We start from the raw sequence: 24,094 nt of genomic DNA on the forward strand, positions 1-24,094 counted from the left end.
AATTTTTATTTATGAAGCCATGCCACAGCTGGACCTTCTGAATTTGCCGTTAGGTTTTTTGTTGTTTTATTTACACTCATATTTGTTTTTGTAATCTCACCTGTTTTGACATCTATCCAATCCAGATTATAAGAATTAGAATCGTTTTTGAAATCTACTTGGACTTGTCCATTTTCGCTAAAAATGATATACCCTAGTCCTTTCTTTTCTAGCACATAAGATTTTCCAATTGAATTTTCAATTGTATAACTTTTCATTTCAATAGCATCTTGAAAAAAAATTGCATCATCAATTAGTGGTATTGAAGCTAAAGAACCACCAGCCATAAAGATTGCCCAATTTGAAAAAGGTGCTCGTCCTTGAGAAAACACCACAGCTTTATAGGGATATTTGTTTCTATATTCAACTACAGCCCTGTAAATCTGGTCGAATGATGTTTGTCCGGGGTCAAGTATTCTTGCATATTGGCGACCAGCAAGACTAACACCTCCAGGGGGTGCGTATAAAGTACCATCTTCCCTATATTTCCATTGAATAACATCAACAACATCAACCAATTTAGACCTTTTTCTATCAGATAGAATAGCATCTTGCACGTCTTTTGTACCTGGTAGCATAACAAGCACATCTTTTTTATTTTCCTTTTCCCAAGAGGCAATTTCATCTAACCAAAACTGAACAAAATGCACAGGCCCAGTATATTCCCATCCTAAATGGTGAATGATGTTTTTGTTGTTTTTAAATTCCTCTAAACTTTTACGAATGTATTGTTTGTGGAGTCGATTTCTAACAACATTGGTAGTATCGTAAAATTCCTCAGCCATATAAATACGCTTATCACCAGCGTAAGCAGGGTTTTCGGGAAATCCCGTATTGTTTATATTGTTTGCCGTACGCCATGGATAATCTGCCCAATGTGCCCCTTCTTCAATAATATTGTGTTGTAAATAGTGTTCTTGAATAAAAAGCAATCCATTTTTATCGGCTAAATCTGCAAATTGTCTTAAACGTATCCAGTACCATGAATTCCAAGAATTTAAATCGTATTTGCTCAACCTGTCAAAAGCTTCTCCCTGTCCACTTCTACTAAACGGTTGTTCATAAAATGGTGCCCAAACATCGGCATCCGCACGTCGTGTTCTAGCATGGTCATCTCTTCTTCGTTCATACCAAAGCGACGGGAAGCTTTGCATTACAGAAATGTTTCTGGTTTGCATATCGCTTACCAAAGTATCTAAATTGTCCGTTAAGCCACGTCCTTCTCTTCCTGGTACAAAGCGTACCAAATTGGGTGCTGGTCTTTTTAATTGAGATGGTCTGGTTGAACCGCGCCAAAGTGATGTTCTTTGCCGCCCTCCAGAAAGAATCTTATTTTCTTGAACAATTTTACCGTTTTCAATTTCAACTTGTGAAGTTGCTCCAGCAGACTTTTTTATTTCTGGTATTTTGGTTTTATCCCAAATTATAGCATTGGAAATATCAGATTTAATGGGGTATTCCTCAATCATTTTATCAATCCAAACATCCATTATTAAATCTGGTGTTTTGGAACGTTCACTAAATTCTTTGGTCATTTCCGTTACCGGAGCCGTAGTGCTGCTAGATCTGTAAATCAGTATTTTATCTTCCTCGTTGAACGTTTCTCCCGTTCTTGCCTTTAATTGCGCATAATATAAACTTTCAGGTTTTATGAAGGTATGTTGCAGTTCATGATGCCCTTGTCCATATCCTTGTGCCCAACTACCATATGCCCAGTTTTGAGCTTCGGGTGGTTTTGATAGATAAATCTTTGCCGCTCTACCTTGCCAACTAAAAGAGTTTGCTGCACTCCATCCGCCTCCTTGTCCATCAACATCACGATAATCAAAGCTAATACTTCCTCCATCAATCGTCATTTTATCAAACAAAATACCGTTTGACCAACCACCTATTGTTCCACTAAAATTATAAGGCATATAGGAGTAACATTGCACGAAGGCATTAGGCCCAGACGTTGTAAAACCTACAGAAAAAGCATGGTACCCATATTCAGCATAGCAACGTTGGAACAGCACTTGCTGACCAAGGGTTTGAAAGGAATAACGACGATAATTGCCTATTTCTCCAATTGGATTAAGTGACTTACAATCTTCGACTGTTATTCGTTTGGCTGTATCCCAAATAGCTACTGTAGAACTTACAAAATTTTCTGTTGTAACACGACGAACCCAAGAATCACGGACATTTTCTAAAGTTATGGCCATCCAGCGGTGGTTTTCGTCTTTTAAATTAAGCGTATCAAAAGTTGAAACACATCTCAAGTTTTCAATTCCAACATGGTCAATTCTTCCTTCCCAGATATATTTAGCAACGGTAGAAATTCCATATTTTAGATCTAAACTATTAGTTAAGGGTGCATCAATAGTAACTGAATTTGGCGTTACATCAACAACTTCTCTATCCCAATTCATATCGAAATCTCCAGGCTCCCAAACAGTAAGCGGATAATCTACATATGCCCCAATTTTATCTGCTCCAATGCTCTCAATCCATTCCTTAGTTGATGGCCGATTTATAATGATTTTATCTCCCTTTTTAAATGGATGAGCTACCGAAAAGGTCAGAATTGAAGTATTTACAGGAAAGTATTTGTTTTCCAACTCAATTGGTGTATCAATTGAGCGATTATTTTTTCCTGCCACTTTTATAAGCGTCTCTCTACCTTTTCCTATGGCCAAAAGTGTGGTTCCATTTTCCCCAGAACCGCTTCCCCTTAAAACCACACCACTAGAAGACAATTTTAAACTTCCATTAATTTTATAAGTACCTCTGTTAAGAAGTATTGTACCTCTTAATCCATTCTCATCCTTTGGAAGACCAGACACGTAATCAATTGCAGATTGCAACAGTGAAGTGGCGTCTTCATTGGTTTCTGAAATCACTAACTTGATTGGTACATTGGGAATTTCCTTTTCTGATGCCTTATAGCCACAATATGAATAATCTGGAACACGGTCACCATTGGGTTGAATTTTATATTCTAAGTTCCCTTCATCAGTTATATGAATCGGAGAATCTTTTGTTGTTTTAAAATGAAGAAAGGCAAACGAAGGGCAAACCAAAACGATTAACAAAACATAGATTTTTATATGTTTAGTCCAGTTGGTTTTCATAATTTCTTTTTATTTTCTCAGTTATCTTTAGCTGTTATTTCTTCAAAATAATAGTACAGGCATAACAAATAGAACACCTGTTCTACAATAAATTTATTGCACAATAATTTTTTGAGTACGCAAAATTTGTTTTGATTTAGATTCAATGATTTTCAAAATAAAAATTCCTTTTGAATTAATTTTCAGATTGTTATCTACACCTCCTTCAATAATTCCATGAGATACTTCTTTCCCTAGAATATCAAATATTTTATACTCCGATTTGTCAAAACCGCCTTTTATCCTAATCGAGAATGTTCCGTTATTGGGAATTGGCCAAATCTTAAAATCTTCAATTACTTTTTTATCGACGGACAATGTAAGGTCAACACCATTGACAATGTTCACGGTACGCGTCATACTATCGCCTTGTGAGTCGGTCACAGTAAAGTCGAAAGACCCCATTCCTAATGCAATTGGAGTAAATTCTAAAACGTTTCCTGCCAAATTGGTTGAGCCATTAACCACGTTAGAAATTTGATACGAAGGACTGCTTTCAAATCCTCTCGACAATTCTTGCAGATTTATACTAATCATAGCTCCAGAATCTGTGCTAAAGTGTGGTAAGCTCATCCATTGCAAGTAATAATCCATATTGGTGTAGCCATCGCCATTTTTATCATCATTGGTCTCAGAAAAATCGCCTGCTCCAGAGTTTATAGAGGTATTACTAGCATACATTTCCCACCAGTCTGGCAAACCATCACCATCGGTATCCCAATCTGTTCCTCTTAACACCTCTGGATAATCTTCATAGCCTCCAGCATCAGCTTCATCATCAGGAAATCCTTTTTTACCTGTATAACTGCCGATTACTGAATATGTTCCTGCCAGAGTTTCATTTATCATTCTAATATCATGATCATCAAAAACAGGTTGTGTACAACCAACATCTGATAGCACCATTTTATATGCATTGTCTGCGGTTTGCGTCGTTACGTGAGAAGGAAAAAACGGTGCATTAACAAACGTTTCATAGGTTGTATTAGCCCCGTTGGAGTCTCTTGACCTTCTTCCATAGTCCTGGTTAGTTTCATCAAAATATCCGGGCATTTTATTACCATCAAAAAAAGCACGTTGCATACCCAAACCAACATTTTCATGGTCTACAGTTAATGCATATCTCGTAAGTTCAATTCCTGGACCTGGTTTATAATAATTACCAACAAAATTTAGCTCTTTAGTGCCACCATCTGTAGTGCGTGATCCCCAATTGTAAACAACATTGTTGGTAATATCCAAAAGACCTGAATAATAACCGTTGCCATCCAATCCTCCAGCCAAACTCCAGTTACGACCGTAATTATGAGCCAATAAATTATGATGAAAACTACCAACATCACCACCAATTGATGCCGCATAGCCGTGTTGTGTACCAACAGGATAATTTTGATGGCCTGCCGCATTTAAGGCTTCGGAAATAAGTGTTCGCTGCAACGTAATATTATGAGCTCCACGGGAACTAAAAGCCTCATCAATGGTCCAACTAATAGAACAATGGTCAATAATACTGTGGTCTCCTCCTGTCATTCCCATACCATCGTATGTTTGCCCACCACCCAATCTAACACGAATGTGTTGGGCTATACAATCATCTCCTGTAACTCCAAACGGTGCTCTTGCCAACGTTATTCCTTTTCCCGGTGCAGTTTGACCTGCAACGGTTACGTATGGTTGATTTAAAACCAATCTTGAATTTAAATCAATTCGTCCAGAAATATCAAAAACAATTGTTCTTGGACCGATGTCATTTGTAATGGCTTCCCTAAGACTTCCCGGGCCACTGTCATTTAAATTAGTTACGGCTACTACTTTGCCTCCTCGGCCACCACGAGCAAAACGCCCATATCCTTCTGCTCCTGGGAATGCTAACTGAGCAGGACGAAAACGCCAAATACTGCCCTTTTGTATTTCTCCTCCTGGAAACACCTCATCTATTCGCCAAAAATAAGTATCTCCAGTGTACAAATTGTTTATTTGATATGAGGGAGCAACAGAATTTCCTTGGTATTCACTAGAACTGGTTGTAGCATCATTGACCAAGTCGAAATCTGCACCGAAATACACATTATGGGATGACGGGCCTGCATCTGCAGGAGTCCATTCAAGCAATACGCCACCAGAAGATAATTCAACATGTTCATTATCATGGGCCGGAATAGGGTCTTTGGCCAACTTAGCAGGGTCTGGCGTGTTCAATTCAAACCCATTAAGCATTACGTTGTAAAAATCATAAGACCCTGAGGTATCCGCGGCAAACAAAATAACCACGTCCGTACTTGCAGCAGCAGTAAATTCAATATAGGCATAGGCAGCATCTGAAGTCTTTTTTGCTCTTACACTTGGCGCTAAGTCATTGATAACTTGGTTTCCATCAACAGAAATATCAATCGGGCTATAAGTATATGCTTCACTGTCTACCACATTTAAGTACATAAGTAACGTATGATTTCCGGCTTGCAAACCACTCATACGAAACTCAATTTGTGCGTTTTGTCCAGTTTGCAAATTATTGACTGTTACCCCATCACCGACTAATCTTGCATAATAGGGTGCTTGTACGGCCGCCTTTTCCCAATTGGTTCGCAACTGGTTACCATAAGTGCCAACACGCTTAATTGTAAAGGTAATTCCATTCTCAGTTTTGCTTGCGGAGTCGGCCCCTGGCACAACCCAAGACACGTATGCAGGGTCGTTAACCTCTGACAGAGATCGTCCACCCTGATCAAAATCTATTTTCACCACAGGATTTTGGGCATAAACGCCCGTAACTGTTATAATCAACAGAAAAAACAACTGTTTATAGGTAATTTTCATAGCTTGTTTTAATAATTTCATGGTAGTTTTTCTTTAGCTTAATTTTCTTTTGAATTAATAAAATTGATTAGCAATTTCATGTTTCTAATATAGGTTCTTGTGGAAATATACTCTTGATTGGTTTCATTGGGAAAAGGGGATGTATCAGTTTCATCTCCAACTCTTGTAGTTGCATATTTATCGGTTTGAGAAGTATTCTTTCCATCTCCAATATATGGGTTACTAATATATGCCCTTGTTGTGAGCCATCTATTTTGACTATCCAAACCATTAACAACTTCTTCAACTTGGGATGCTTCAACCTTAAAGTTAAACGCAAATCGATTCAAATCATAATAAGTCTGTGGAGTTCCTGGAAACATAAATTGTTCAGGAATTAATGGTGAGTCTTTTGTAACTTCTTCAGCTGAAAGAACTAAAACGTTTTGATATTCGTTTTTTAGTTCATCTATCCTAACATAGGCCTTGCCGTAATAATGAGAAAGTAAATTTTTATCATCCTCATCCACATAGTACCGCCCAAATTTCACATTAGATCCTTTTCTATGCACATAAATAGGCTTGTTGGTTTTTGCATCGATAAAAGTTGAATGTGTTCGATGTCCTTCAATTTTATCTTCTGGTAGCTTCACTTCTTCAAGCCATTTAATGGTTTTTGGAATACCCTCAAGATATTTTTTGTCGCCGGTTAACCTGTAAAATTTTATGAGTAACATGGCATTTTCACAAGTTGCGCTTGGCAAAAAGGCGGCTGGTTCGTATGTACGGGCACTAGCAGCTTCCATGTTCATATTTATTTGTTGGCCCCAAGCACCACAACTATCTTGGGATATTTTATAAAAGTCCATACCGCGATAAATTGGATCCAAAAAACGTTCTTGACCCAACACTAAGTAACATTGCATAAGGAAGTTGATGTTTTCCCAAATAACGTCATCATTAAACGTGTAAAAAGATGAGTAATCCGGAAATCCCTGCTTTTCGAAATCATGTCGCAAAGGATATCGTTGTGGCCAACCTCCTTTTGGATATTGGCTTTTTAAAACAAAGTCTATTGCTTTATCGAGAGCGGGTTTATATGTTGGGTCCATTTTTTCCAGATAAATTCTTAATAGAAAGCGAGCAGCATCAGTGGTTACATCATCATCAAAAGTAGAGTTACCATAATAATGCTGAAACTCTTCTAGGCGCCAACCATTTTTTCCGATGGTATTATACCATTGTTTAAGCGACCTGTCTCCGGCGAAATCAATCATATAGTTCCAACCACCTTCCTCACTTTGCCCCCAAATAATAGCTCTGGCAGCTTTTTCCGCGGCTTTATAATAATATTCGTCTTGAGTGGACCTGTAGGCATCTAAAAAGACATGCCCCATGCTAATGGTTCCAGGGTTTTGCAGCCAAATCATGGTTTTATATGCTTCCATTTCTCCCCATTGTCGTGAAAAATCAGGCATATAAAACCATAAATAGCCACCATTAGTGCTCACCTCTTCAACCATAAATTTGGTTGCCTTGATCATGGTTTCCTCAACTTGCTCTTTAGAAATTTTAGACTGACCCTTTAGATTCCATCCAAAAAATAGAAGCGAAACAATGGGTAAAATATGGAAGACTCGTCTCATTAATTTACAAGTTTTAAAAAACTTTCAGGGTTTAGGGGTTTAGGAGTAATTTTAATTTTATCTATGGAACCTTTATACCAAGAACGCTTATTTAAACGCACGCCTACCGAGCTTTTACCTGTTTTTATGGGTGAAAAGCTAAAAGATTCAGTTAATTCTAAATTTCCATTTACATAAGTTTTCATGCTATTTTTACCCACAACTAAAGCCACATGATGCCATTTACCCAATGGGTGAATAAGTTTTTCATCAAATAACGCCAATTTGTTGTAGCCAGAAGCCACAAACCCATCAAAATACCAAAAACCATCTACAGCCCTGATTTCAAGTAACATTCTATCTCCAGAAACTTCTCCCATATGAACAATGCGCTGCTCAAAATCGCCATCCATGGCCGGATTAAAAATCATTTCAACGGTGAATTCTTCAAAAGATATAAGTGGATTTTCGTCTAAAAAAACGGCATCGTCACTACCATTGAAAGAGACTGCCTTTCCAAATGGGGATTCAACAATTTTTGGATTACCATTAATTTCACTAGTATTGGGCTTATCCTGAACCAGTTTAGCTAAATCCCAAACGAAAACATCATTAGAATTTTGACAATTAAAAACACTGAAGACCAAGCAAAATGATATTAAAATTCTTGTTCTTAGAGAGCCAAACCCTCTATTTTTTGATGTTGTTTCCATCTATACCAAACGATAAATGTAATCGATTACTCAAAGATATCTAAAAAAACAAAGGCACTCAAATTAAAAATCTTAAATATGACTAACAAATTATTAAATAGTTTAATTGACCGATTAACAAATTAATTGTTGTAACTACCGTAACTGGTAACGCAAAAGGAAACGACCAATAAAATCAACCCAAGGAGCAATGTAACATAAGTTTTCCTTTTTACATTCTTCCATTCTTTCATCAGAACCCCGACAATGTAACTGAAGAAAATTAGCATAGACATATGCAATACCCAACTCGCAAATTTATACTCGCCCATTCTAACATGTCCTAATCCATAAAAGAAAAATTGTAAGCACCATAATGCTCCCGTTAATGAAGATAGCGACCAGTTTCTAAATAGGCTGTTCTTTGATTTACCATTTTCCATTTTGTTGGGAAGAAATTCCTTAATAGTTCCTTGCCTGAAGCCCGCAATGATGTACCAGACAAAGTTTGTCACAAAACAACCGATAGTGGACACAACGAGTTTTGCATTTCCTTCAAAATCTCCTGCGCCATGTTCAGCGGCTAAATCTGCAATGGGCTGCCCGTATTCCAACGACAAATTAAATACGCCCGAAAGCACCCCCGCTATAATGGTTAAAATTAAACCCAAGAACATATTAAATCCTGCTTTGTTGAGCTTTTCGGCATCTAAATCCTTTTCTTTCTTAAAACCAGACCACCCACAAATAATAACACCCAAAATGGATAAAATCATTCCTAAAAGCACAATGCCTCCCCCAGGTTTATTGAAGAAATCGCCGAGTCCTCCAAAAACAATTAAAGGGATAATCGTTCCCACAACGGCTGAAATCCCAATAGCCAATGTATAGGTAAGTGAATACCCAATATGGTTAATCGCCTTACCAAAAGACATGCCTCCAAAGCCATAAATTGCACCAAAGAAAAATGCCATCCAAAATGGTTTGGAGGGCGCTTCTGCTATTATTGAAAAAAAGCTTGGAACGGTGAACCAAGCTAACAATGTAGGCACAATTAACCAAGCAGATATCGATTGAGCCAACCAAAAGGTATTCCAAGACCAGCCCTTCGTTTTTGTACTAGGTAAATAACAACTTGCAGCAGAAATTCCACCTACAGCATGGAGAAGGGTACCCAATAAGGAATTTGGTGAACTCATTATAATTTAGTTTTTAGTTATTGCTTTTTTCGGCTTTATGCTTTTCTTTTAACAAGGAGTAAATGGTCGCAAACCAAAACTACTTCCCCTCGCTGATTGATGATTTCCACATGCTCGGTTACAGTACCCATTTCTGGTCTTTTAGCGTCGCCCTTTTCTGAGATTGTAATTTCTGAATGAATGGTATCACCAATATGAACAGGTTTCACAAACCTCAAACGGTCATAGCCTTTTGAAAAAGCCTCGGGGTTTATTTCTGATGCAGTCAAGCCTATTCCGATGCTAAAAATCATCGTTCCATGAGCGATACGCTGACCAAAAGGTTGTGTTTTACACCATTCTTCATCCATGTGATGAGGAAAGAAATCGCCCGTATGGCCCGCGTGAACCACAAAATCGGTTTCAGTAATAGTTCTGCCCAGCGTAACCCGTTTTTCATTTAGTTTATAATCTTCAAAAAATGTTGATTTAAAATACATATATCGTTTAATTTAATTCAGTTAGTTTTATTCCACCATTATTACTACTCATGTAACACGCCTCCACCACTTTCATCGTATCCAAAACATCCTGAACACTGGCATGCAAAACCTTATCGGAACCTTCTTTAAAACGCATTAGATTGGACATGGTACCAATAAACGCCTCAGGAAACCAAGAACCCTCGAGATTTAACGTTTTCCATTCGGGTTCTTTGCCTTCTTCTATAATGATGTATTCAAAAGCATCGAGCAAGCCATCCGGGTAGTTCATCAACAAACCCATTTTTGCTTTAATTGCTCCTTTTGTGCCTTCCCATTTGATGTAACTTTCTTGATGCTTTGTAACAAAATCATGGTCGTGGTTCGTGTTTATTTTTACACTCATGGTATCACAATAATCTAAAATAATTGTGGAACGGCACGACGATAAATCCTTTTCTGGATGTTTCCAAGTTCTTGCCATAACCCGTTGAGGATTGCCTAAAAACGACCGGATACAATCTATATAATGCACACTATGGAAAAGTATTTCCAACCGCGGATGTTGTTTAATTACTGGAAATAGTTCCCATGGTGTTTTTACAGTAACTTTAAACTCCAAATCGTACAAATCACCTATCAACCCTTGGTCTATAATATTTCTAGCAGCACTTACAAAAGAAGCAAAACGCAACTGAAAGTTGATGCCTGCAACTAAATTTTTACGTTCACATACTTCAACAATATCCTTTGCCTGCTTGTAATCATTCCCCATGGGCTTTTGGATAAGTACTGCAGCACCATCAGGTAATTGCTCTAATATTTCAATGTATTGATCTGGCAACACTGTAATATCGTAAACCGCATTTTTAGGAGCACTCTTTACGGCATCGGCAACGGTATCAAAAACATGCGGAATACCATATTTTTCGGCCATGTCGCGTGCCTTTGAAATGGTTCTATTTGCTATACCAAACACCTGAAAACCTGCCATTTTATACGCTGGCAAATGGGCATCTTTTACAATACCACTCGCACCAATAATGATGATGGGCTGCAGTGTTTCGGGCAATAATGGCTTATAAGTAATATTCATTATATTATAGTAGTTTTTTGATGTTGTATTGCGTGTCTTCCAGCAGTTGTTTTGAAGGAAGAACACCTTCAATGGCACTTAAAACCATATGGTCTATCAATTCTGCTACTTTTGGCCAAACAGGCGTTTGAGGCAATGTCATGGCATTTTCATGAAGCATACCTAGTTTATGGTAATATGGTATGGTATTGTTGATTTCAGCGTCTTTCCAAGTCGATTTTCGGCACCCAATACCACCTTCATTTGTTTGCAATTTATCACTATTTGGAGTTGTAGCAAATCTTAAAAAAGCGTAAGCCAGTTCTTTATATTTACTCCCCGAACCAATAGTATAGAGCCAATACACATTTAGAGAAGCTGGATTAGAAGTTTCATCATGAGGCAATTCGGAAATATCCACTTTACCCTTAACTTTCGATGCGTCTATCACTTCGCACATTGAAGCAAACCCAAACCAGTTAATGGCCATAGCGGCTTCACCTGTTGCGAATGCCATACCAGCTTCAACCGAACCAAAGTCTTTTGATTTCGGATGGGTCGTTTTTTGATTATTCACAATTAAACGGTAAAAATCCAACGCTTTAGCTGCTTCTGAAGTATTGATATTAATTTGACCGTTTTTATCTAACAGCGAGCCACCACGTGTCCATAATTGCAGGCAAAAATCGAATACCATATTGTGACCATCTGGGTAATTGGCAAATACACAACCGAAAAGATTGTCCTCTGGTCTATTAAAAAATTCTGCTATTTGAGTGAATTCTTGCCAAGTTTTTGGTGGTTTCAAGTCGTACCCATATTGTTTTTTAAAGTTGATTTGTTCTATTTCATCTTCAAACAAATCTGTTCTGTAAATTAAACATTCGGGACCGTCGTGAAAGGGTAAACCGTAAACATTTCCATTGATTTCTTGAAGATGCAATAAAGATTCATGCCATCCGTAAGGGAAATCTTGAGGTGGGTTTTGTTGAATTAACGGTGATAAATTTTCAACGGCTTGGGCATTAACCGCATCAAAAATCCAATCGGTGTTGATGTGGGCAATGTCCCAATCACCTTTTTGAAGTCCTTTATTGGCTAATGTTACTTCATATAAATCATGTAACTCCATCGGAATCATTTCGGCTTTAAGGGTTAAGTTATTTTCAGTACAAAACAACTTCCACAACTTCTGTAAGGCGGTTTCAAAAGGTTCAAATTTTCTAACGGCAATTCTTATCTTATCCATGCATCAATTCTTCTAAAATTTTATCGTTATGCTCTCCTAATTTCGGGGACCCTTTACCCGAAGTGAATAATTCGCCATCAATTTTTATGGGGCATCGAGTAGTTTCGTATGCATACCCATCCCCCATGGTTGCTTTTTGAACAAAATCCAGTACCTTAAAACCTTCTTCTTTAAAAAGCTCTTGATAATTCAACACTTTGGCACACCAAACATCGGCAGGCTCGAGCACAGACAACCAATAATCCGCTGTTTGGGTTTTAAGATGTTTTGCCAAAACGACCTTAATTTTATCGCGTAAAGCGAATTTATTTTCAGGAAACTGAAGCAACTCATCACACTTAAGAAGTTGCGCTAGGACTGAAATGGAACCCATGGCCAAAGCCAAATACCCCTCTTTCGTTTTATAGATACCATAAGGAGCACCTAAGTAGGCATGGGCGTTATTGCTTTTGGTGCGAACGGGCAGTTCGCCACCGTCATTAAAAAATGTTGTGATGGTTTCAAATTGAAAATCTATGGCCGATTCTAGCATGCTTACCTGAACCAGGGCACCGAAATTATTAACCGCTTTTCTATATAACGCTGCCAAAATACCTTGGGCTAAATGCGCGCCTGCCAACATATCAACAATTGATAGCCCCATGGGTACAGGACCATCGTTTTGATTTCCTGTTAACCAAGTTAAAGCAGTAAGCGATTGCAATAGCAAATCCTGTCCGGGATGCTCTTTTAAATCGGTATGGTTGCCATAACCAGAGATTTCGGCATAAACCACATTTGGGTTAATGGCTTTTACGTCATCGTAACTCAGGCCAACGCGTTGCATAACATCAGGTTTGAAATTATGCATTACCACATCTGCTATTGTCAAAAGTTTTTTGATTGTTTTTAAATCGGACTCGTTTTTGAAATCCGCGGCAAAGGACTCTTTATTTCGGTTGATGGTATGAAAAATGGACGATTCACCATTCATGATTAAATCCGAAGTATAAAGTGAGCGACAAATATCACCTGTTCCTGGTTTTTCAATTTTTATAACACGCGCACCCAAATCGGCCAACCGCAAACTGGCTGATGGTCCAGAAAGAAACTGGCTAAAATCTACTATTAAATAATTTTCTAAAGGCTTCATCAATTGCTTAAAAATTGTTCGTAAATCTTTTCATTATCCTCCCCAACCTTTGGAGCTCCCTTTTTTGAACTTAAAATAGTTCCATCAATTTGAATAGGACTTCTTGTGGTAGTCATTGTTTCGCCTTCAGTATATACAATGGTCTGTCTTAGCTGTAAATCATCCATAAACGCTTTACTGTTCAAATCTTGATAGTTTAATACTTTTTCGCACCACATACCTTTTTTGCGCAATGCTTTAATCCAATAATCTGAGGTCTGTATTATTATTTTTTTGCTTAAAATTTTTCGGATGGCAGCACGCGACCTAAACCATGATTTTTTATCGGTATACTTTCCTAAATCAACCTCAAGAATACTTCCTAATAAAAGCAAATCGCCCATGGCCAAGGCCAAATAGCCATCTTGGGTTTCGTAAATCCCGTAAGGCGCACTTAAGAAAGCATGGGCACTACCCCGCACGTTTCCCCTATTAGCCAGTTTTCCACCGTTGTTTAGAAATATGGTAAGCGCCTCAAACTGCACATCGAGAATAGACTCCAATAAACTCACCTCAACCAAAACACCTTTACCTGTTTTTATTCGTTTTAACAATGCTGCCAAAATGCCTTGAACAAAGTGATTACCACACATTAAGTCGGCCACAGCCAAACCAAATGGTACAGGCCCTTGAATACTTTTTCCACTTAACCATGTTAACCCAGAAAGTGATTGCACCAATAAATCTTGCCCAGGTTTGTTAGCCCAAGAGCCTTTATCTCCGTAGCCTGTTATGGCTCCATAAATTATTTTAGAATTGATTTTCAATACATTATCAAACGACAAGCCAATTTTCTCCATAACGCCTGGCCGGAAATTGTGTGTCATCACATCGGCTTGTACTATGAGTTTCTTTACCTGTTCTAAATCTTCAGGATTTTTTAAGTCAGCTGCAAACGATTCTTTATTTCTATTGATGGTATGAAAAAGCATACTGCTATCGTCAACATATAAATCCTTTATGCTTAATTGCCGACAAGCTTCACCTTTCACAGGGCGTTCAATTTTAATAACGCGAGCTCCCAAATCGGCCAATTTTAAACCAGCTGATGGCCCAGCCAAAAACTGTGAAAACTCCAAAACCAATAAACCTTCTAGTGGTTTCAATCTTTATTACATTAATATGTTAATGATTCTCTGTAAATTTCGTTCATTTTATCAACGGCTGCTTCAATAGACACTCTTTCAGTCATTGCCTCATGAATAACAGGACTTGCTTCATCCTGAAAATGCATATAACCGTAATATTGTGGACGCATAGTAGCTTCATCCAGCGTTTGCAAAGTGTCTTTAAAAAAGTCTTTACACTGGCTGTTTACTTCTTCACTTAACCATGATTTACGGTGTCCGGGTTGGCCCCCCGACTCAAAATACAAACCCGATTGTGTTTTTTCCAAAGCCGTAAATTCAGCATATTTCATGGATATGTTAGCATGTTCCGTTTTGGCAGATACGGCAATACCCGCACCTCCCAAAGTAGAACGAAGTCGTTTTCCATTAAAGGTTACCAAACCTCCTGCTTTTAAAACATGGTCTGCATAATTCTTTTTTGAGTAATTGGAATACCCGTAATTAAACGGACTATATACAATATCATTTGTTTGCGTCATACGCTCATAAATCTTTATGGGATTCATCTCCAAACAAAACGAAGGTGCTAAATCCAATAATTCCTTATAAGATTTTACAGCGTCAATCATGATTTGACGTGGCGCCACTTCAGTTTTATTTTCAAAAACTTCAGCACCCAAAGCAATGCACATCATGTAATGGTGCATTAAGGTATCGATTGGAATGGAAGCAAAAGCCACTTTTCCTGTTTTTGTCAACGCCAAAAGGTCCTCCCAAGTTTTAGGTAATTGAACGTTGTGCTTTTTAACCAAATCTTCCCTCCAAGTTGCAATGGGTGTTGCTGCATCGGTAGCCAAAGTCCATTGCTTCCCATTTACATGATAACTAGCATAGGATTTACCCACGCTATTTTTGGCCAATTCCGTTAAAAAATCGTTATTTAAATAATCATCAAAAGGCAACAAAACCTTATCGCGCGCCGCTATGGAAACATGCGGATTGTCCATAATCAGTAAGTCATATTGGCTGGTCAAGTCATCCAAAGGCGCATCAGCAAAGGCTTGTAGCGAACGCTTTTCCCAGGTAATCCTAACATTTGGGTTGAGTTCCTCAAAACGTTGTGCGGTTGCCACCACCGAGGTAAACCCCCGGGTATGGTTCCATGCTATGCCTTTTAAGTGTATCATAAAACTTATTTCCTTCTAAATATACTAATTAAACAATCCTTCCGGCCATTTATAACTTCCGGGTTTTAGGGTAATATGGTTTTTGGGATTTGAATTATATTGCATCCGTACAACTCCCAAAGCCAATTCTTCCGTTGGAGTGAACGAATTCCAACCCAGTGCATGAAGAATATTGTACGCCGTGGCACCTCCTTCTATAAAAATTTCATCAACATCTGTATTTTCTAAGAGATGCTTAACAACAGTGCTGAGCCTGTTTTTTAAAATTTTCGAACTGTCTTCAAATAGCTGAATATCATCTGAAACACGAAGGATTAGTTTCTTGTGCTTATTATAAACTTCACGTAAATTATCACCAAAAGCATTTATATCATCTGCATCAACCTCTTTTTTAATCATTCCGGTTGAAAAATATTCCAACTGACAACCTTTAGTTTGAAGCATTTTTGCAAATTGAATGCTATCAGGATGCATACTCCCCGAAACCAACAAATAGCCTTTTGAAAAATGCAGTCTTTTTAATTCCGTTTTGTTTGAAGCGATGTTCAAATGGATTAAAAATTGCTCGAAAAAAGCTGCGCTTCCGCCAATGACAAAATCATCGTGATAATGTTTTAGATTTGTCATTAAATCTTCTTCAGAATTGCAATCTGGAATGTAAATCCCTTTTGAATCAATGTTTGAAATATTCCCCGAATAAACTTCGATATCTTGTTTTGAAGTTCTACTCAGAAACAACTTTTTAACTGATGATGTTTTTGCTGGAAAATCTGGGTCTGCCGAAAATCCCGTGTTCTCTATTTCTACATCATTTACATAATATATACCATCATTGATGACTCGATTTGAAACTGGATTTGAGGGCTGCAACAATACGATTTCTTTTCCAGAAGCATCCATTAATGCAGCTAGTTCTGTTAAAACGTGCCCTCTCAATACCGAATCACATTTTTTAAAAACAATTTGATTTTTGTTTTTTTGAATGACTTTTTTAGCCAATTGGCAATGAACTTGATAAGCCTCCGTCTCTGATAATGAACGTGAATCCGTTGCAATAATATCCACTTTCGCTTCCCTTTCAGACATAGTATCAATACCAAAAGTTGTATCAATACCATAACGTAAACAAATACCTGCGATTTCAGCTGCTCCGGTTAAGTCATCGGCTATAACGGTAATCATTATTTTTTGTGTTTTGCCATCACAATGGCGTAATCTATCGCAACCAACATGGCATCGGCAGAAGCGATTCCTTGTCCTGCAATTTCAAAAGCCGTTCCATGGTCTACTGAAGTTCTAATAATGGGCAATCCTAAGGTGATGTTCACACCTTTAACACTTTTCATCGTTTCCTTTTCGTTGTCCCACTTAAATCCTTCCAATTTAAAAGGAATATGCCCTTGGTCGTGATACATAGCAATACAGCCATCAAACTTACCTTGAACAGCTTTGACAAACATGGTGTCTGGCGGAAAAGGCCCTTGGGCGTCATAGCCTAATTCACGAGCTTCTTGAATAGCAGGAATAATTTCTTTTACCTCTTCATCTCCAAACAATTGGTTTTCACCTGCATGCGGATTTAACCCTGCCACAGCAATTCTAGGTTTTTCAATACCGAATTTTTGGCAAGCATCATGCAACAAGGTAATCACTTCAAAAACACGTTCTTTTTTACATAAATCGCAGGCTTGACGTAAGGACACATGGGTGCTTACGTGAATAACCCGAAAGTTTTCATCAGCCAAAAGCATGGCGTATTTTTTGGTTTTGGTGTAATCGGCATAAATTTCGGTGTGACCAGAATATTTATGTCCAGCTTTGTGAATGGATTCTTTGTTTATAGGTGCCGTAACGGTGGCATCAATTTCTTTTGCCAAAGCTAATTTTATGTTTTTTATCACAGCCTCAAAAGCCGCTTTACCAGCCATGCCGGTCACAACCCCAGGCTGTAATTCCTCTATGTTTACATTTTTTAAATCGAAAACATCAATGGTTCCATGTTCAAATTTGGCATCGCAAACGTTTTGTATGGCGTTGATTTTTAATGATGATTTCAACGCTTTGGCTTCGTTTCGCATGGTTTGTGCATCGCCAACAACCAAAGGGTTAGATCGCTTGTAAACATCCTTTAATGCCAATGTTTTTATAATGATTTCTGGACCAATTCCTGCAGGGTCGCCCATTGAGATTCCTATTTTTGGTTTCATATGTACCAATTCTAAAGTAATTTTTTATAAATATTTATAGCATCTTGCCTGGTCACTTCTCTAGGGTTATTTTTCAATAAACGAGTTACTTTCATAGCAATATCCGCCAATTCAGGTAGTACATCCCCAGTGATTCCGATTTCAGATAATTTTTGGGGAATACCGCACGCTATGGACAATCCCTCTATTTTCTCTATTCCTAATGATGCTATATTTTCATCTTTTCCGTTCCAAGTAATTCCTAAAGCTCGGGCTACTTCAGCATGTCTTTTTGGATTGGAAGGAAGATTAAACCTTAAAACTTCTGGCATCAGAATAGCATTTGACAAACCATGGGCAATATGAAATTTACCGCCCAATCCATATGATAAAGCATGAACCACAGCAGTATTAACAGGCCCTAAACACAAACCACCGTACATAGAACCCAGCAACATGGCTGAACGGGCTTCAATATCCTGTCCGTTTTGATAGGCTTTTAGTAGATTTTCAGAAATTAACTGAATACCTCTTAATGCATAAGTGTCAATCATTGGATGAGCAAACTTATTGGTGTAAGCCTCAATGCAGTGAGACAAAGCATCTATACCTGTTTCGGCTGTTAATTTAGCTGGCAAACTTACCGTTAAAACGGGGTCGAGGTAACAGGAATCTGGCACTAAATATGGACTTATAATGCCACTTTTGGCATTTGTAGCCTCATTCAATAAAATGGCATTTGGCGACACTTCACTTCCCGTTCCCGAAGTGGTTGGAATACAAATCAATTTTGCTTTTCTTCCATTCAAAAAACCAATGCCAACAACATCCTCAAGTTTCTTCGTATTGTTGATGAGCGCAGCCATCAACTTGGCACAATCCAGAACACTTCCACCACCAACACCGATTACACAATCTGGATTAAATCCTTCATTTTCATCCATTAATGTATTGAATTGCGCAAATGTAGGCTCGCCAACAAATTTATATTCTACTAAACTCACGTCTTTATTTTTTGAACGAAGAGTTTTAACGGTTTCCGCCAAAGCATTCATTAGCGGTGTGGCAACTAGCAGTAATATTTTGTTTGAAGTTTCCAAAATGGAATCTTCAGAAAGTTTACCTAAAGAGCCTTCTCCAAATTCAATTTTTCCAGGTTGCAATAAGGTTATTGAATTCATGTTCAAATCTTAATCTTTATTTATTTTTTAATTTAAAATAACCATAAATGGTCAATTCATCTTTAACAGGTTCAGATTTAAAAAGGAAGCTTGCCAAATAGCCAACAACCAATACGATTAAATGGCTATAAACCCCCAACATGTATTTGTGATGTGGAAAATTATATGAGCCAAAGTCCAAAATCAGTGAATCGTTAATTTCAGTAGTGGTCAAAACAGCATATGCAGTGAACACTATGCAAACGAAAATACCGATATGCAACCCTTTTTTATTTGCTCTTCTAGAGAATAAACCTAACATAAAAATGCCAACTATTCCTGCGGAAAAAATGGCGTATAATTTGAATACTACACCTAAAACTCCTTGACCATCCCAGGCGGCATAAAGTAATGCGACAACCAACATGGCTATACCTGAAAACAACACTAATAAACGCCCTACCATTAAACGTTGTTTATCGGTGCAATTTGGATTAAAGCGCTGATAAAAATCTTCAACACCAATGGCCGCCAAACAATTCATGTCAGAGTCCAAACTAGAAACTGCTGCAGCAATAAGTGCTGCCAAAACCAAACCAACGGCACCAATTGGTAATTCTGTTCCGATGAAATAAGTAAAAACTTGATCCGACTTTAACCCCTCTGCTAAAACCGCCCCACCTGTATTGTAAAAAACAAACAACAAAGACCCAATCAGCATAAACAACGCCCAAACCGGTACACTAGCGAACACCCCAATATAAGCTGCTTTTTTTGCATCTTTATCACTTTTGGCGGTAAGGTAACGTTGAACAATGGTTTGATCGGTTCCATACTTTTGCAATGCATAAAAAGCACCATTTATTACCAAAACCCAAAATGTGAGTTCTGTAAACGTAAAATCGTATGGTCCGAAGTCAATTTTCTTCATAGCAAAAGCTTCATCAATCATGAAACCTGCTCCACTTTCGGATTTGAACAAGAGTATGCCAATACACAACAGCCCCCCTCCAATAAGCAAAAATCCTTGTATAACATCCATCCAAATTACAGCTTCTATTCCACCTAATAGGGTTAAAAGGATGATTATAATGGTAAGGCCAATTATAAATGTGGTCACATCAATCCCCGTAAGGGTGGCCAAAGCCAAACTCACCAGATAAAGCACCGTCCCCATTTTGGAAAAGTGGGTCAATATAAACGCAACAGAACTATATAGTCGAGCAAACGGACTAAAGCGGCGCTCAAAATATTCATAGGTACTCAATCTGATTACCTTTCGGAATAGCGGTACAATAACCCAAACCAATCCTATCAGCACAATAGGCACCATTAAACCCTGAACCAATAAAATCCAGTTCGATTTATAGGCAGCAGCTGGATATGCCAAAAACGTAACGCTACTGATTAACGTTGCAAAAATGGAAATACCAATGGCCCAAGCAGGAATAGTTTTGCTTCCTGAAAAATATTGATCGGAACTTTTTTGACGATGTGCAAAGTAAAATCCAGCCCCTAAAGTAAAGGCTACAGAAATGACTACAATGACAATGTCAATCCAGTGAATATTTAACATATTAGTTTAGTTTAGCTAGTTTTATTCCACCTCGGTTAAAGGTGGCATCATGGTTTTATTACACAATCCTTTTTTATTCATTAAAGCCTTTAAAACCGCCAAGGATTGACCCAATGTTTTGTCTTTTTGATATTGTTCTGCAATAGCATCTGTTTCCTTTTGCCATTTTTCACATTCTTCCCAATCTTTATTCAATGCAGCTTTATACATTTTTTTATACATTTCTGGAACATAATTGCCCGTGCTGGGTACAATACCATCTGCCCCCAATTTTAGGCTACCATAACTTTGTGCACCCCATCCGCAGAAAAAAGAAAAATTTTCGTCATTGCTATAGAGGTCAATACAGGTTTTCATTCGTCCCACATCACGTTCAGAATCCTTTAAACCCCAAATGTTTGGGTGCTCAGATAATTTTTCAACCACTTCTAAAGGAATAGACATTTGCGTTGTCGCCTTAATGTTATACATCATTAACGGGCCATAAATATGATTTGCAAGGGTTTCATAAAAAGCAGTCATTTGGTTTGGCGTAAGACCATAATAGGAAGGCAGTGTTGCCACAACACAATCGGCCCCTAAACTAATGTAAGTGTTTCCGCGCTCAATAAGATTATTCACGTGGTTACCAACCAATCCAGCATAAATGCATTGCCCTTCCGATTTTGCTTTAACAGATGTTTCTACCATCCTGTAACTTTCAACTTCCCCAATAGAGCTGGATTCACCAGTAGTTCCCAAAACAAGTGGGTGTATTCCATTCTCAGCGAAAAGTTCAACTATGAGCTTTACCGAATGTAAATCCACAGTTAAATCCTCATTTAATGGGGTAATCATGGGTACAACAACACCGGAGAAACGTTTCTGCATATTGATGAAAAGGTATTTAAAAATTGCAACATGCAATATTGCCATTTAAAAAATATTTCGGTGTTATTTTTGAGCGTCGACCGATTTTGTAAAATTCACAAGTGAATTTTTCTTTCAAAAGGACATAAAAAAATGTGCGTTTCTTTGTGAAACGCACATTTTTTGCTCGCATATTTTTTTATAAATTACTCCCTTTCAAATTGTTGAAGTGTTTTCGTTATAATATTTACACAATCCAATAATTGCTCTTCGGTCATAACTAATGGAGGTGCAAAACGGATAATATTACCATGTGTCGGTTTTGCTAATAAACCATTGTCGCGCAATGCCAAACAAATGTTCCAGGCAGTATCGCTATCTTCATCATCGTTTATCACTATGGCATTCAATAAGCCTTTCCCCCTAACTAGGTTAACAATATTACTGGTTTTTATGTATTTGCTCATTTCTGTTCGGAACAATTCACCCAAAGTAAAAGCGTTTTCGGCTAAATGTTCATCCTTTATTACCTCCAAAGCGGCCATGGCTACAGCGGCTGCCACGGGATTTCCACCAAAAGTACTTCCGTGGTTACCTGGTTCTATAACATTCATTATTTGATTATTTGCCAAAACCGCAGAAACTGGATAAACACCACCACTTAGGGCCTTGCCTAAAATTAAAATGTCCGGGGTTACATGCTCGTAGTCTACTGCCAATAAATTTCCTGTGCGTGCAACACCGGTTTGGACTTCGTCTGCAATAAACAAAACATTATACTGCTCACATAGTGCCTTTGCTTTTGCAAGGTAGTGTTCGCTTGGCACATAAACACCCGCTTCGCCCTGAATAGGTTCTACCAGAAAACCTGCCACATTTGGATTGCTTTTCAGAGTCATTTCTAAAGCATCCAAATTATCATATTCAATTTTAATAAAGCCCATTGTATATGGGCCAAAGTTTTTTCGGGCAACTGGATCGTTACTGAATGATATTATGGTTGTTGTACGTCCGTGAAAGTTATTTTCGCACACAACGATTTCAGCTTCATTTTCATCAATACCTTTTACTTCATATGCCCATTTTCTACATAACTTCAAGGCGGTTTCAACAGCCTCAGCCCCTGTATTCATTGGTAAAAGTTTATCGTATCCAAAGTATTCGCAAGCAAATTTTTCAAATTTACCGAGCATGTCATTGTAAAATGCCCGTGAAGTTAAGGTTAGGGTTTGTGCTTGCTGTGTCATGGCATTAACAATTTTCGGGTGGCAATGCCCTTGGTTAACCGCCGAGTAAGCCGATAGGAAGTCGTAATATTTTTTTCCTTCTACATCCCAAACATGAACACCTTCACCTTTTGCCAAAACCACAGGTAATGGATGGTAATTATGTGCGCCATACTTGTTTTCTAAATCTATCGCTTGTTGCGAAGTTAATTGGTCTAAAACAGCCATTTTAATGAAATTTAAATTGATAAAACAACCATTCCTTCTGTACCTTTATTCTTTCGTGGAATCCGAAAAAGCAGCGTGGGAGAGAAATCATCCCTGGATAGGCGTGCAAGTTAGTAAATATTAATGGCTCGCAAAAGTCTTATTCTGAGATTTTTGCTGACAGTGATGACACCTGTAATTCTAATCTTTTTATTTCGCGAATAACAGCATTTTTGTGAATTTGCATCCAAATGTAGATTTTAATCATGCTCATGGTTAAAAAACACATAATTACTGCACCTACCCATAGAATTAAATCATTTGTTTTTTCAACATCCATGGTTTGAATAATACAATAAATAAGAAGCCCAAAAACCAAGGCATTGAAAATATTCATAACTAGTGCCACCCAAGAGTTTTTGCCTTTAAACACGCCCCATAGCATTTGAAAGAGGTTTTGTTCATCCAACTCATCATAAAACTTTGCTTCTTCTTCTGTAAGCGTTTCTTTGATTAATTTGTCAATGTCTTCCATCTTAGTTTTCATAATTTATATTTTTTAATATTGTTTTTAATTTTTCTCTAGCATGGAACAGTCTCGATTTTGCAGTTCCAATTGAAATATTTAGCATTTCACTTATATCTTTTAATGAATAGTCTTCAACATAAAACAACTTAATAACAACTTGTTGCTGTTTGGGCAACTTCTTTACAGTTGCTAAAAGTGCACGCTTCAAATCTTCATAATCCGTATTTACAGTTGTGGTTGTCAGTTCTTGTTCATAACTATAAACTTGATGTTTTTCAATCGTTTTATTGTTCAAATTAATCCAATCAATAGATTTTGTATAGACTATTCGCAAAGCCCAACTGCCAAAACTTTCAGGAATTTTAAGGTCATTGATTTTGGCAATAATCGTCTTCCAACTGTCCTGAGCTATGTCTTTTGCTACATCGGCATCTTTAACCAACCAAAAAGCTTTTTCACAAAATGTTTTGTGCCAGTTTTTTACAAGGCCATTCAATGCGTTTAAATCGCCCGCCTGATAATCTGAAACTAACTTACTGTCTCTAATTCGTTGCTTTGCGCTCATTAAATAAATCCGAACTTATACCTTAAAGACATAGAAAATCTGAAAAGGTTCATTTTATTTTGTGGAAAAAGGAATTCAAC

Annotated in this window: 19 protein-coding genes; all 19 read right to left on the reverse strand. The window is 37.8% G+C overall.

All coding sequences use genetic code 11. From position 1 onward, the window contains the following. Positions 1-5 precede the first annotated feature (5 nt). Positions 6-3,152: a DUF6298 domain-containing protein gene (locus ACB104_RS00940; RefSeq protein ID WP_370476387.1), complete on the reverse strand. Its 3,147-nt coding sequence runs from the start codon at positions 3,150-3,152 to the stop codon at positions 6-8. Positions 3,153-3,245: 93 nt separating this feature from the next. After that, positions 3,246-6,029, reverse strand: a complete 2,784-nt coding sequence (locus ACB104_RS00945; RefSeq protein ID WP_370476389.1) for a T9SS type A sorting domain-containing protein — start codon at positions 6,027-6,029, stop codon at positions 3,246-3,248. 17 nt (positions 6,030-6,046) lie between these two features. Beyond that, positions 6,047-7,633 carry a pectate lyase gene (locus ACB104_RS00950; protein WP_370476390.1) on the reverse strand — a complete coding sequence of 529 codons (1,587 nt, stop codon included), beginning with the start codon at positions 7,631-7,633 and terminating at the stop codon, positions 6,047-6,049. Next, entirely contained in the window at positions 7,633-8,325 is a 693-nt protein-coding gene (locus tag ACB104_RS00955) for a LamG domain-containing protein (protein WP_370476392.1), read from the reverse strand. Before ACB104_RS00955 ends, ACB104_RS00950 begins: the two co-directional genes overlap by 1 nt. Positions 8,326-8,447: 122 nt before the next feature. Next, positions 8,448-9,503, reverse strand: coding sequence for an L-rhamnose/proton symporter RhaT (locus tag ACB104_RS00960; RefSeq protein ID WP_370476394.1), 1,056 nt, complete (start codon positions 9,501-9,503; stop codon positions 8,448-8,450). Positions 9,504-9,538: 35 nt separating this feature from the next. Continuing rightward, a complete protein-coding gene (locus ACB104_RS00965; RefSeq protein WP_370476395.1) occupies positions 9,539-9,982 on the reverse strand; it encodes a MaoC/PaaZ C-terminal domain-containing protein in 444 nt (147 codons plus the stop codon). A gap of 7 nt (positions 9,983-9,989) precedes the next feature. Further along, a complete protein-coding gene (locus ACB104_RS00970) occupies positions 9,990-11,060 on the reverse strand; it encodes a Gfo/Idh/MocA family protein (RefSeq protein WP_370476397.1) in 1,071 nt (356 codons plus the stop codon). 4 nt (positions 11,061-11,064) lie between these two features. Further along, the gene (locus tag ACB104_RS00975; RefSeq protein WP_370476399.1) at positions 11,065-12,288 is read right to left on the reverse strand and encodes an extracellular solute-binding protein; all 1,224 of its coding nucleotides are present in this window, start codon (positions 12,286-12,288) and stop codon (positions 11,065-11,067) included. Further along, the gene (locus ACB104_RS00980; RefSeq protein WP_370476400.1) at positions 12,281-13,420 is read right to left on the reverse strand and encodes a CaiB/BaiF CoA transferase family protein; all 1,140 of its coding nucleotides are present in this window, start codon (positions 13,418-13,420) and stop codon (positions 12,281-12,283) included. The genes ACB104_RS00975 and ACB104_RS00980 overlap by 8 nt, the downstream gene beginning before the upstream one ends. Continuing rightward, positions 13,420-14,565 carry a CaiB/BaiF CoA transferase family protein gene (locus ACB104_RS00985; protein ID WP_370476402.1) on the reverse strand — a complete coding sequence of 382 codons (1,146 nt, stop codon included), beginning with the start codon at positions 14,563-14,565 and terminating at the stop codon, positions 13,420-13,422. Before ACB104_RS00985 ends, ACB104_RS00980 begins: the two co-directional genes overlap by 1 nt. 11 nt (positions 14,566-14,576) lie before the next feature. Continuing rightward, positions 14,577-15,716 (reverse strand): ABC transporter substrate-binding protein, encoded by a 1,140-nt coding sequence (locus ACB104_RS00990; RefSeq protein ID WP_370476404.1) that lies wholly within the window; start codon positions 15,714-15,716, stop codon positions 14,577-14,579. A 24-nt stretch (positions 15,717-15,740) separates the two neighbouring features. Next, positions 15,741-16,898: a four-carbon acid sugar kinase family protein gene (locus ACB104_RS00995; protein WP_370476405.1), complete on the reverse strand. Its 1,158-nt coding sequence runs from the start codon at positions 16,896-16,898 to the stop codon at positions 15,741-15,743. Beyond that, complete coding sequence (gene pdxA / locus ACB104_RS01000) at positions 16,898-17,923, reverse strand: 4-hydroxythreonine-4-phosphate dehydrogenase PdxA (protein WP_370476407.1); 1,026 nt, start codon at positions 17,921-17,923, stop codon at positions 16,898-16,900. Before pdxA ends, ACB104_RS00995 begins: the two co-directional genes overlap by 1 nt. Positions 17,924-17,934: 11 nt before the next feature. Continuing rightward, complete coding sequence (locus ACB104_RS01005) at positions 17,935-19,083, reverse strand: iron-containing alcohol dehydrogenase (protein WP_370476409.1); 1,149 nt, start codon at positions 19,081-19,083, stop codon at positions 17,935-17,937. Positions 19,084-19,099: 16 nt separating this feature from the next. Continuing rightward, positions 19,100-20,638 carry a sodium:solute symporter family transporter gene (locus ACB104_RS01010; protein WP_370476410.1) on the reverse strand — a complete coding sequence of 513 codons (1,539 nt, stop codon included), beginning with the start codon at positions 20,636-20,638 and terminating at the stop codon, positions 19,100-19,102. A gap of 21 nt (positions 20,639-20,659) precedes the next feature. After that, a complete protein-coding gene (locus tag ACB104_RS01015) occupies positions 20,660-21,508 on the reverse strand; it encodes a dihydrodipicolinate synthase family protein (RefSeq protein ID WP_370476412.1) in 849 nt (282 codons plus the stop codon). 185 nt (positions 21,509-21,693) lie between these two features. Then, a complete protein-coding gene (gene rocD / locus ACB104_RS01020; protein ID WP_370476413.1) occupies positions 21,694-22,941 on the reverse strand; it encodes an ornithine--oxo-acid transaminase in 1,248 nt (415 codons plus the stop codon). 139 nt (positions 22,942-23,080) lie between these two features. Beyond that, positions 23,081-23,467: a DUF6768 family protein gene (locus ACB104_RS01025; RefSeq protein WP_370476415.1), complete on the reverse strand. Its 387-nt coding sequence runs from the start codon at positions 23,465-23,467 to the stop codon at positions 23,081-23,083. Beyond that, positions 23,457-24,014, reverse strand: coding sequence for an RNA polymerase sigma factor (locus tag ACB104_RS01030; RefSeq protein WP_370476416.1), 558 nt, complete (start codon positions 24,012-24,014; stop codon positions 23,457-23,459). The genes ACB104_RS01025 and ACB104_RS01030 overlap by 11 nt, the downstream gene beginning before the upstream one ends. Positions 24,015-24,094 lie beyond the last annotated feature (80 nt).

The organism is Tamlana flava, assembly GCF_041287255.1.
GTDB lineage: Bacteria > Bacteroidota > Bacteroidia > Flavobacteriales > Flavobacteriaceae > Tamlana > Tamlana flava.

What these genes read in the sequence shown, in the direction of transcription:
- ACB104_RS01005 (WP_370476409.1), bottom strand. Translation starts at nt 19,083, where the DNA reads ATGAATTCAATAACCTTATTGCAACCTGGAAAAATTGAATTTGGAGAA.
- ACB104_RS01015 (WP_370476412.1), bottom strand. Translation starts at nt 21,508, where the DNA reads ATGCAGAAACGTTTCTCCGGTGTTGTTGTACCCATGATTACCCCATTA.
- ACB104_RS00965 (WP_370476395.1), bottom strand. Translation starts at nt 9,982, where the DNA reads ATGTATTTTAAATCAACATTTTTTGAAGATTATAAACTAAATGAAAAA.
- ACB104_RS00955 (WP_370476392.1), bottom strand. Translation starts at nt 8,325, where the DNA reads ATGGAAACAACATCAAAAAATAGAGGGTTTGGCTCTCTAAGAACAAGA.
- ACB104_RS00950 (WP_370476390.1), bottom strand. Translation starts at nt 7,633, where the DNA reads ATGAGACGAGTCTTCCATATTTTACCCATTGTTTCGCTTCTATTTTTT.
- ACB104_RS00945 (WP_370476389.1), bottom strand. Translation starts at nt 6,029, where the DNA reads ATGAAATTATTAAAACAAGCTATGAAAATTACCTATAAACAGTTGTTT.
- ACB104_RS00995 (WP_370476405.1), bottom strand. Translation starts at nt 16,898, where the DNA reads ATGATTACCGTTATAGCCGATGACTTAACCGGAGCAGCTGAAATCGCA.
- rocD (WP_370476413.1), bottom strand. Translation starts at nt 22,941, where the DNA reads ATGGCTGTTTTAGACCAATTAACTTCGCAACAAGCGATAGATTTAGAA.
- ACB104_RS01010 (WP_370476410.1), bottom strand. Translation starts at nt 20,638, where the DNA reads ATGTTAAATATTCACTGGATTGACATTGTCATTGTAGTCATTTCTGTA.
- ACB104_RS00970 (WP_370476397.1), bottom strand. Translation starts at nt 11,060, where the DNA reads ATGAATATTACTTATAAGCCATTATTGCCCGAAACACTGCAGCCCATC.
- ACB104_RS00980 (WP_370476400.1), bottom strand. Translation starts at nt 13,420, where the DNA reads ATGAAGCCTTTAGAAAATTATTTAATAGTAGATTTTAGCCAGTTTCTT.
- pdxA (WP_370476407.1), bottom strand. Translation starts at nt 17,923, where the DNA reads ATGAAACCAAAAATAGGAATCTCAATGGGCGACCCTGCAGGAATTGGT.
- ACB104_RS00990 (WP_370476404.1), bottom strand. Translation starts at nt 15,716, where the DNA reads ATGATACACTTAAAAGGCATAGCATGGAACCATACCCGGGGGTTTACC.
- ACB104_RS01025 (WP_370476415.1), bottom strand. Translation starts at nt 23,467, where the DNA reads ATGAAAACTAAGATGGAAGACATTGACAAATTAATCAAAGAAACGCTT.
- ACB104_RS01030 (WP_370476416.1), bottom strand. Translation starts at nt 24,014, where the DNA reads ATGAGCGCAAAGCAACGAATTAGAGACAGTAAGTTAGTTTCAGATTAT.
- ACB104_RS00975 (WP_370476399.1), bottom strand. Translation starts at nt 12,288, where the DNA reads ATGGATAAGATAAGAATTGCCGTTAGAAAATTTGAACCTTTTGAAACC.
- ACB104_RS00960 (WP_370476394.1), bottom strand. Translation starts at nt 9,503, where the DNA reads ATGAGTTCACCAAATTCCTTATTGGGTACCCTTCTCCATGCTGTAGGT.
- ACB104_RS00940 (WP_370476387.1), bottom strand. Translation starts at nt 3,152, where the DNA reads ATGAAAACCAACTGGACTAAACATATAAAAATCTATGTTTTGTTAATC.